Source organism: Actinotalea sp., assembly GCF_041597215.1.
Taxonomy (GTDB): Bacteria; Actinomycetota; Actinomycetes; order Actinomycetales; family Cellulomonadaceae; genus Actinotalea.
Genome location: NZ_JBFHHB010000135.1, coordinates 1 through 8,658, shown reverse-complemented (window position 1 = coordinate 8,658; position 8,658 = coordinate 1). Strand labels below are relative to the sequence as shown.

Here is an 8,658-nt window from a genome sequence, read left to right as displayed (position 1 = left end):
CGCCGCTCCCGCCGGCGGGATCGCAAGCCTGCGCTTCGCCGCCGTCGCCCGCCCGGGGGTCGTCGTCCGGGGGGCGGCGGCGGACGGGCTGCGCGGGGGCACTCCGCTCGCGCTCCCCGACGGTGTCGCGGCGTCCCGCGGTCGGGAGGCGGGGCTGTCGTGGGCCGCGACCCGCGGCACCGGTGGCGCGATCACCGCCGTGGCCCGCCAGCAGGTCCGGGGCGGGCAGGTCGAGCGGATGGCGGCCTACGTGGCCCAGCCCCCCACCGCAGGTGCCCGGGCGTCCGCTGCGGCCGCGCTCCGCGAGGCGCTCGACCGCGGCGTCGGGCCGCTCCTGGCCGAGCAGCGCGAGCACTGGGCGCGCCAGTGGGAGGACTCCCACGTGGCCATCCCCGACGACCCGGACAGCGAGCTCGCGCTGCGGCTCGCGCTCTTCCACCTCCTCGGGTCCGCCGGCGAGCAGGGCGAGGCGGCCGTCGGCGCCCGTGGGCTGAGCGGGCCGGGCTACCGCGGGCACGTGTTCTGGGACGCCGACGTCTTCGTCCTTCCCGCACTGGCGGCCGTCCGGCCACGCAGCGCGCGGGCCATGCTCGAGTACCGGCTCCGCCGGCTCGGGGCCGCGCGGGAGCGGGCGCGGGCCGAGGGGCGCGCCGGGGCGAGGTTCCCCTGGGAGTCGGGGCGGGACGGTACGGAGATCACCCCGGACTGGGCGCCCGACCCGGTCCGGCCGGTGGCCATCCTCACCGGCGAGCAGGAGGTGCACATCGTCGCGGACGTGGCCTGGGCCGCCTGCCGGTACGCCGCGTGGACCGGTGACCGGTCGTTCCTCGCCGGGCGGGGCCTGCCGCTCGTCGTCGAGGGGGCACGCTACTGGGCGGACCGGGCGCGCTGGGACGGCTCCGGCCGCGCCCACCTCGAGGGTGTGATCGGCCCCGACGAGTACCACAGCGGGGTGAGCGACAACGCGTTCACCAACGTGATGGCGCGGTGGAACCTCAGGGCGGCGGCCTCGCTCGCCGCCGGCCGCGCGTCGGCGGACGAGCGGGCCGCGTGGTCGCGGCTCGCCGGTGCGCTCGTCGACGGGTACGACCCGGCGACCGGGACCCATGAGCAGTTCACGGGCTTCGGCGAGCTCGAGCCGTTCTCGCTCGGCGACCTCGCCGGCCGGCCGTTCGCCGCGGACGTCCTGCTCGGCCCGGAGGTCGTCGGCAGGGCACAGATCGTCAAGCAGGCGGACGTGGTCATGGCCCACCACCTGGTCCCCGACGAGCTGCCGGCGGGCTCGCTCGAGGCGGACCTCGACCGCTACCTGCCGCTCACCTGCCACGGCTCCTCGCTCTCGCCCGGTGTGCACGCCTCGGTGCTGGCTCGCGCGGGCCGGTCGGCGGAGGCGCTGCGGCTGTTCCGGGTCGGGGCGCGGATCGACCTCGACGACCTCGCGCGGACCACGGGCGCCGGGGTGCACCTGGCCGGGATGGGCGGGTTGTGGCAGGCGTACGCGCAGGGCTTCTTCGGTCTCGTCCCGACTCCCGACGGGCTGCAGGTCGATCCCCGGCTGCCCGAGGAGTGGGGACGCGCCGAGCTCGGCGTGCGGTTCGGAGGGTCGCGGGTCCGGGTGAGCGTCGAGGGCGCGACGGCGAGGGTCGTCGCGGACCGGGCGGTGCCCGTCCTCGTCGGCGGGCGCACGGCGAGGTCGCGGGGACTCGTCCTGCGCAGGGTCGGTCCCGCATGGTCGATCGAGAAGGAGGGTGTGCCGTGATCAGCGGATGGGCGTACGAGGGGGGACCGCCGGCACCGTCGCAGGGCGTGACCCTGGTGGACGGCACGACGTTCTGCATCGGCGACGTCGGCGGCACGATCCACCCCGGATCGCCGACGGGGTTCTTCCTGCGCGACACGCGGTACCTCTCCGGGTGGCTCGTCACCCTCGACGGGGAACCGCTCGAGCCGCTCACGGTGCGGGCCGGGGCGGACCCCTTCGCCGCGACCCACCTCGTCCGGGCCAGGCCGCTTCCCGGCCGGGCGGACAGCTCCGTGCTGGTCGAGATCGAGCGGCGGGTCGGCGAGGGGATGTGCCATCAGCTCACCGTGCACAACCTCTCCGGTGCCGAGGTCGACTGCACCCTGGCGATCCAGGTCACGGCCGACTTCGCCGACCTCTTCGAGGTCAAGGAGGGCCTCGTCGAGCCCGGGACCGAGGTGCGCTCCTCGGTGCGCGACGGCGCCGTGTGGATCGAGCCCGTCGGCGACGGGCAGGGGCGGGCCACGGCCGTGGTCGCCGACGGTGACCCCGTTCTCGGCCCGGGTCGGGTGTCCTGGCGGTTGGCGCTGCCACCCCGTGCCCGGTGGACGGCCAGGGCCGAGGTCGACGTCGTCGTCGACGGGGTACCGCTGCACCCGAGCCACCGCTGCGGGGTGCCGTCGGTCCAGGCGACGCCCGCCGCGCGGATGCGGACGTGGCGCGCAGCGGCGCTGGAGGTGACGACCCCCGACGCCGAGCTGCGTCGCACCCTCGACCGGAGCATCGAGGACCTCGGCTCGCTGCGCATCTTCGACCCGCGGCACCCGGACCGTGTCGTCGTCGCCGCGGGCGCGCCGTGGTTCATGGCGCTCTTCGGGCGGGACGCGCTGCTGACCTCCCTCATGCTGCTCCCGCTCGACCGTGAGCTGGCGCTCGGCACGCTCCGGACGCTCGCGGAGCTCCAGGGCTCACGCCTCCACGAGGCGACGGAGGAGGAGCCGGGACGGATCGCGCACGAGGCGCGGTTCGGGCCACGGGCCGCTCGTGAGCTCTCCGACGGGAACGTGTACTACGGGACGGCCGACGCGACCCCGCTCTTCGTCGTCCTGCTCGAGGAGCTGCACCGCTTCGGCGCCCCGTTGGCCGAGCTCGTCCCGCTGCTCCCGCATGCGGACCGCGCGCTGGAGTGGGTCGAGACGTACGGCGACCGCGACGGGGACGGCTTCGTCGAGTACGAGCGCGCGACGCCGCGGGGACTGGTCAACCAGGGGTGGAAGGACTCCTTCGACGGCGTGAACTTCGCCGACGGCCGCATGGCGGAGGCTCCCATCGCGTTGAGCGAGGTCCAGGGCTACACCTACGCCGCGTACACGGCCAGGGCGCGGCTCGCCGAGGCGGTCGGCGACGGCGTGGGGGCGCGCCGCTGGGCGGAGAGGGCCGCAACGCTCAAGGCGGCGTTCAACGAGCGCTTCTGGTTGCCGGACCGCGGCTGGTACGCCGAGGGCCTCGACCGGGACAAGCGGCCGATCGACGCGCTGACCTCGAACATCGGGCAGTGCCTGTGGTCCGGGATCGTGGACGACGACCGCTCGGGCGCCCTCGCCGAGCACCTGCTCTCCGCACGCATGTTCAGCGGCTGGGGAGTGCGGACGCTGGCCTCGGACATGGGTGCCTACAACCCGATGAGCTACCACAACGGCTCCGTCTGGCCGCACGACAACGCGCTCGTGGCGGCGGGGCTGATGAGGTACGGCCATGTCGCCGAGGCCCGGCGCGTCGCCACGGCGGTGCTCGACGCCGCCGAGCACTTCGGCGGCCGTCTGCCCGAGCTCTTCTGCGGTTTCGACCGGGAGGAGTTCGCCGAGCCGGTGCCGTACCCGACCTCGTGCTCCCCGCAGGCGTGGGCGGCCGCCGCGCCGATCCACCTGCTGCGGACGCTGCTGCGCCTCGAGCCCTCCGTGCCGACGGGGACGCTGCGGGTCGACCCCGTGCTGCCCGAGCAGTACCTGCCGCTGACCCTGGGAAACCTCAAGATCGCCGACGCACGGGTGACCGTGCGGGCCGTGGGCGAGGACGCCGAGGTGACCGGTCTCCCCGAGGGGATCGCGCTCCTCCCGGAGCGCGGCGCTCCCCGTCGGGCGGGTGATTGACAGCCGGCACCGCTCTCGTTAGTTTGGGACTAAAGCAAGTCCCGAACGAAGGAGTTCGATGTCCGGCCAGTCCCGCCCAGCAGCCCGCGGCGATCTCGTCCCCTCCGCGATGCTCGGCCTGCTCGGCACCCGGGGCCCCACCTCGCGCGCCGAGGTGGCCAGGGCCCTGGACGTCAGCCCCGCCACCGTCACCCAGGTCACCAAGGACCTGATCGCCCGCGGTCTGGTCGTCGAGCTCGACCACGCACCGTCCAGCGGCGGACGCCCCGGGCGGCTGCTCGGACTGGTCCGCTCGGCGGGCGGTGTGCTCGGGGCCAAGGTGACCGCCGACCACGTGGCGATCGTCGACGTCGACCTCGACGGGACGATGCGCAGCTCGACCTCCTACCCCTTCGACCCGAGCGCTGCCGATGCGCTCGACGCGCTCGTCCACATCCTCGGCTCGGCGATGGACGACCGCTCCGGGCACCTGCTGGGCATCGGGGTGGGGATCCCCGGGTCCGTCGACTCCCAGGCCTCCGGTGTCGTCGAGGCCCCGACGCTCGGCTGGTCCGACGTCCATGTCGGCGGGATCCTGCGTCGCACGCTCGGGGTGCCGGTGCTCGTCGAGAACGACGTGAACGCCCTCGCCGTGGCCGAGCAGCTCTACGGCTCCGGGCGGGACCACGGCTCCTACCTCGTCGTGACGATCGGACGCGGTATCGGCTGCGGGATCGTCATCGACGGTGCCATCTACCGCGGCGCGTCGGGCGGCGCCGGCGAGATCGGCCACATCCCGATGACCGTCGACGGTCCGCTGTGCGGTTGTGGCTCGCACGGCTGCCTCGAGGCGCACGTCGGCGACGACGCCCTGCTCCGCCAGGCCCTCGAGCGTGGGGTCGTGGGTCCGCGCGGGACCTCCGCCGGGCTGCGGCAGGCAGCCGAGCGGGGCGACGCCGACGCCCGGGAGATCTACCGCCAGGCCGGAGTGCTGCTCGGTCGCGCACTCGCCGGGGTCGTGCACACCGTCGACCCCGCGGTGATCGTGCTGCTCGGAGAGGGGATCGACGCCTGGCGGCACTGGGAGCCCGGGTTCGGCCCGTCCTTCCGCGGCCACCTCATGGTGAACAAGCGCGACATCCCGTTCGTCATCGAGCCGTGGGCCGAGGACAAGTGGGCGCTGGGCGCTGCTGCACTGGTGCTCGCCACGCCCTTCGACGCCACCGGTGCTGCGGGCGACCAGGGGCAGCTGGTCCGCGAGCGGCTGCACGCCGGGGCCGGGAGCGAGCCCCGCGCGACGAGGCGGCGGTGATGGCCCAGATGACGAGCGTGGCGAGCGCCGCTGCGCGGGACGGCCAGGGCGCGCGCCGCCCGAGCGCCCGCGGATCCGTCGCGCGCCGCCGCGGCCGCCGCAACAGCCTGTGGGTCCTCGCCTTCCTGCTGCCCAGCGCGATCCCGCTCGTGCTCTTCACGCTCGCGCCGATGGCCGGGTCGCTCTGGGTGAGCCTGCACGACTGGAACCTCATCTCACCGATGACCTGGGCCGGCCTGGACAACTACACCTCGCTGCTCACGGCGCCTGCCACGCGCCGGGTCTTCGGCCACACGCTGCTGTACATCGTCGGGTACCTGCCCCTGGTGTACGTCGGGGGGCTCGGGCTCGCGATGGTGCTCAACCGGGCCTTCCGCGGACGCAGCTTCTTCCGCGCCGCGTACTTCCTCCCGGTGGTGACCAGCTGGGTCGTCGTGGCCCTCGTCTGGCAGTGGCTGCTCAACCCGAACAACGGCATCGTCAACACCGTCCTGGGGTTCCTGCACCTTCCGCAGCCGGGATGGTGGACCGACCCCGCCTGGTCGATGGCCTCGGTCGTCCTCGCCTCGGCGTGGAAGGACCTCGGGTTCGTCATGGTCATCCTGCTCGCGGGCCTGCAGGCGATCCCCGCCGACGTCCAGGAGGCCGCATGGGTCGACGGGGCGAACGCCTGGCAGCGCTTCCGCCTCATCACCCTCCCGCTGCTCTCACCGTCGACCTTCTTCGTGCTGGTCATCTCGTTGATCAACGGCTTCCAGGTCTTCGACCAGGTGTACGTGATGACCGGCGGCGGGCCGGCCGGGTCGAGCCAGGTCGTCGTCGGGCAGATCTACGACCTGACCTTCCGTTACGGCCGGGCGGGTGAGGCCTCCGCGCTCTCCTGGTTGCTCTTCGTCGTCATCCTCCTGATCACCGCGCTCCAGATGCGCGGACAGCGCCGGTGGGTGACCTATGCCTGAGACCCTGACCACGCCGGCGACGGCGGCGCGCGCAGCCGTCCGGCGGCGCCCGGCCGGCTGGCGCACCTGGGCCCTGTACCTCGGGGTCACGCTGGGCGCCGCGGCGATGCTCTTCCCGTTCGCCTGGACCGTGATCACCTCGATCACCCCGCGCGGGTCGCTCGCCGGCGGGCCGAGCCTCGTCGTCGAGGACCCCACGCTCGACGCGTATCGCACGCTCCTGGACGCGCTGCCGATGCTGCGCATCGTGGCGAACTCCTTCGGGGTCGCCGTGGCCACCACGCTCCTGCAGCTCGTCACGGGGTCGATGGCGGCCTACGCCTTCGCCCGGATGACCTTCCGCGGGAAGGACGTCGTCTTCGGCCTGTACCTGGCGACCCTGATGATCCCTCTGCAGGTGCTCGTCGTGCCGTTGTTCATCGAGATGACCCGGCTGAACCTCAACGACACCTACTTCTCGCTCCTCGCCCCGTCCATCGCCTCGGCCTTCGGCATCTTCCTGCTCAAGCAGGCCATCGAGGGCGTGCCCCGCGAGCTCGACGAGGCCGCGACGATCGACGGAGCCGGGCACCTGCGGATCTTCGCCACGATCATCGTCCCGCTGATCCGGCCGGCCCTGGCGACCCTCGCGGTCTTCGCCTTCATGTCGAGCTGGAACAGCTTCCTGTGGCCGCTCGTCGTGATCCGTTCACCCGAGCTGATGACCCTTCCGCTCGGGCTGGCGACCCTCAAGGGCCAGTTCACCACCGAGTGGGACGTGGTCATGGCCGGATCGGTCGTCTCCATCGTGCCGATCGCCCTGGTCTACCTGTTGGCGCAGCGGCACATCATCGCCGGCCTCGCGCACACAGGTCTCAAGTAGCTCCCCCCGGCCGGCAACCCGCCGTCCACGACGAAAGGAAGAAGTCATGCAGCGCAGCACGATCATCCGACGGGCGCGGAGCGTGGGTGGCCTGGCCATCGGGACGGCCCTGGCACTGACCCTCGCCGCCTGCGGCCAGGGATCGGCGACGAGCGAGCCGGAGGTCACCGCGACCGAGGGCGAGGAGCCCTCCGTCGCCATCAGCTACATGAACTTCTCGGCCAACGGCGGTCAGGAGGAGAACCTGCAGGCCATCGTCGACGCCTTCGAGGCGGACAACCCCGGCATCACCGTCGACGTCGAGACCATCCCCTACGACGACTACTTCACCAAGCTGCAGACCGCCGTCGCCGGCGGTACCGAGGCGGACGCCTTCGAGCTCAACTACGAGAACTTCGTCACCTACGCGACCAACGGCTCGCTCGCCGAGCTGAGCGGGGTCGACGCGGCCCCGTACACGGCCTCGCTCCTCGACGCGTTCACCCTCGACGGCGCCCAGTACGGCCTGCCCGAGTCGTTCTCCAACGTCGTGCTCTTCTACAACGCCGCGCTCTTCGAGGCGGCCGGCCTCGACACGCCGAGCGCCGACTGGACCTGGGCCGACGCCCAGGCCGCTGCCGAGACGCTCACCGACCCCGACGCCGGGGTCTGGGGCTACTACCAGCCCGTCTCCTTCTTCGAGTTCTACAAGGCGCTCGGGCAGTCCGGCGGGGAGTTCTTCAACGCCGACATGACCGCCTCGACGTTCAACAGCCCCGCCGGCATCGAGGCCGCCACCTGGCTGACCTCCAAGCCCGGGACGACCATGCCGACCGAGGCCGACGGAGCCGGCACGCCCGACTTCGACACCAACCTCTTCAAGGACGGCAAGCTGGCCATGTGGGTCAACGGCATCTGGCAGTTCAACGGGCTGTCCGAGGTCGAGGGCCTCGACTGGGACATCGCCGTCGAGCCGGGCAACACCCAGAAGGCGTCCGCGATGTTCACCAACGGTGTCGTGGTCTCCGCCTCGAGCGACAAGCAGGAGGCGGCCCAGGCGTGGATCGAGTACCTCACGAGCTCGGACACGATGGTCGACACGCGCCTCGCCGCCTCGTGGGAGCTCCCGCCCATCTCTGACACGGCCAAGCTCGCCACCTACCTCGACGTGACGCCGCCGGCCAGCCGTCAGGTGGTCTTCGACTCCCTCGAGGCCACCGTGCTGCCGCCCGTCATCGCCTCGCAGCAGGAGATGCAGGACATCGTCGGCGAGGAGCTGGGCAACGCCGCGGCGGGACGCAAGACCGTCGAGCAGGCCCTCGACGACGCTGCCGCGCGCGTCGACGCCCTGCTCGGCTGACCGGTGCGGGCGGGACCGGCGAAGCGGACACCCTCGCCGAACTGTCGGAACCCTCCGGTGCTGCCAAGCTCGATCTGGACCTCGGCGAGGGGCTGGGCGGCGAAACCGGCGAGACGCCGCGTCGGACGGACACCGCCGACCTCGGTCTAGCAGCGGGCGACGATGCAGCCGGGCCCGGTGGCGAGGACATCACGCTGGAGGCCGGCGAAAGCGACTTCGACCTGGGCATGGGCGAGCCGCGGGGCGAAGCGGCCACCGGTGACGACGAGTTTGCCTTCGACCTGGACGTCGACGCCGAGGACTCCGCGCTGGCGGT

General features: G+C 72.9%; 6 protein-coding genes. All 6 read left to right on the top strand.

From position 1 onward, the window contains the following. Nucleotides 1-1,759, top strand: a 1,759-nt coding sequence (locus ABWK99_RS10440; protein ID WP_372594642.1) for a glycosyl hydrolase family 65 protein, incomplete at its 5' end; no start/stop codon positions are given. Continuing rightward, a complete protein-coding gene (locus tag ABWK99_RS10435; RefSeq protein WP_372594641.1) occupies nt 1,756-3,891 on the top strand; it encodes a glycogen debranching N-terminal domain-containing protein in 2,136 nt (711 codons plus the stop codon). The genes ABWK99_RS10440 and ABWK99_RS10435, both read left to right, overlap by 4 nt. A 58-nt stretch (nt 3,892-3,949) precedes the next feature. Beyond that, nucleotides 3,950-5,182 (top strand): ROK family protein, encoded by a 1,233-nt coding sequence (locus tag ABWK99_RS10430; protein WP_372594640.1) that lies wholly within the window; start codon nt 3,950-3,952, stop codon nt 5,180-5,182. Then, the gene (locus tag ABWK99_RS10425) at nt 5,182-6,141 is read left to right on the top strand and encodes a carbohydrate ABC transporter permease (protein WP_372594639.1); all 960 of its coding nucleotides are present in this window, start codon (nt 5,182-5,184) and stop codon (nt 6,139-6,141) included. The genes ABWK99_RS10430 and ABWK99_RS10425 overlap by 1 nt, the downstream gene beginning before the upstream one ends. Further along, nucleotides 6,134-7,003, top strand: coding sequence for a carbohydrate ABC transporter permease (locus ABWK99_RS10420; protein ID WP_372594638.1), 870 nt, complete (start codon nt 6,134-6,136; stop codon nt 7,001-7,003). Before ABWK99_RS10425 ends, ABWK99_RS10420 begins: the two co-directional genes overlap by 8 nt. 46 nt (nt 7,004-7,049) lie before the next feature. After that, entirely contained in the window at nt 7,050-8,342 is a 1,293-nt protein-coding gene (locus ABWK99_RS10415; protein WP_372594637.1) for a sugar ABC transporter substrate-binding protein, read from the top strand. Nucleotides 8,343-8,658 lie beyond the last annotated feature (316 nt).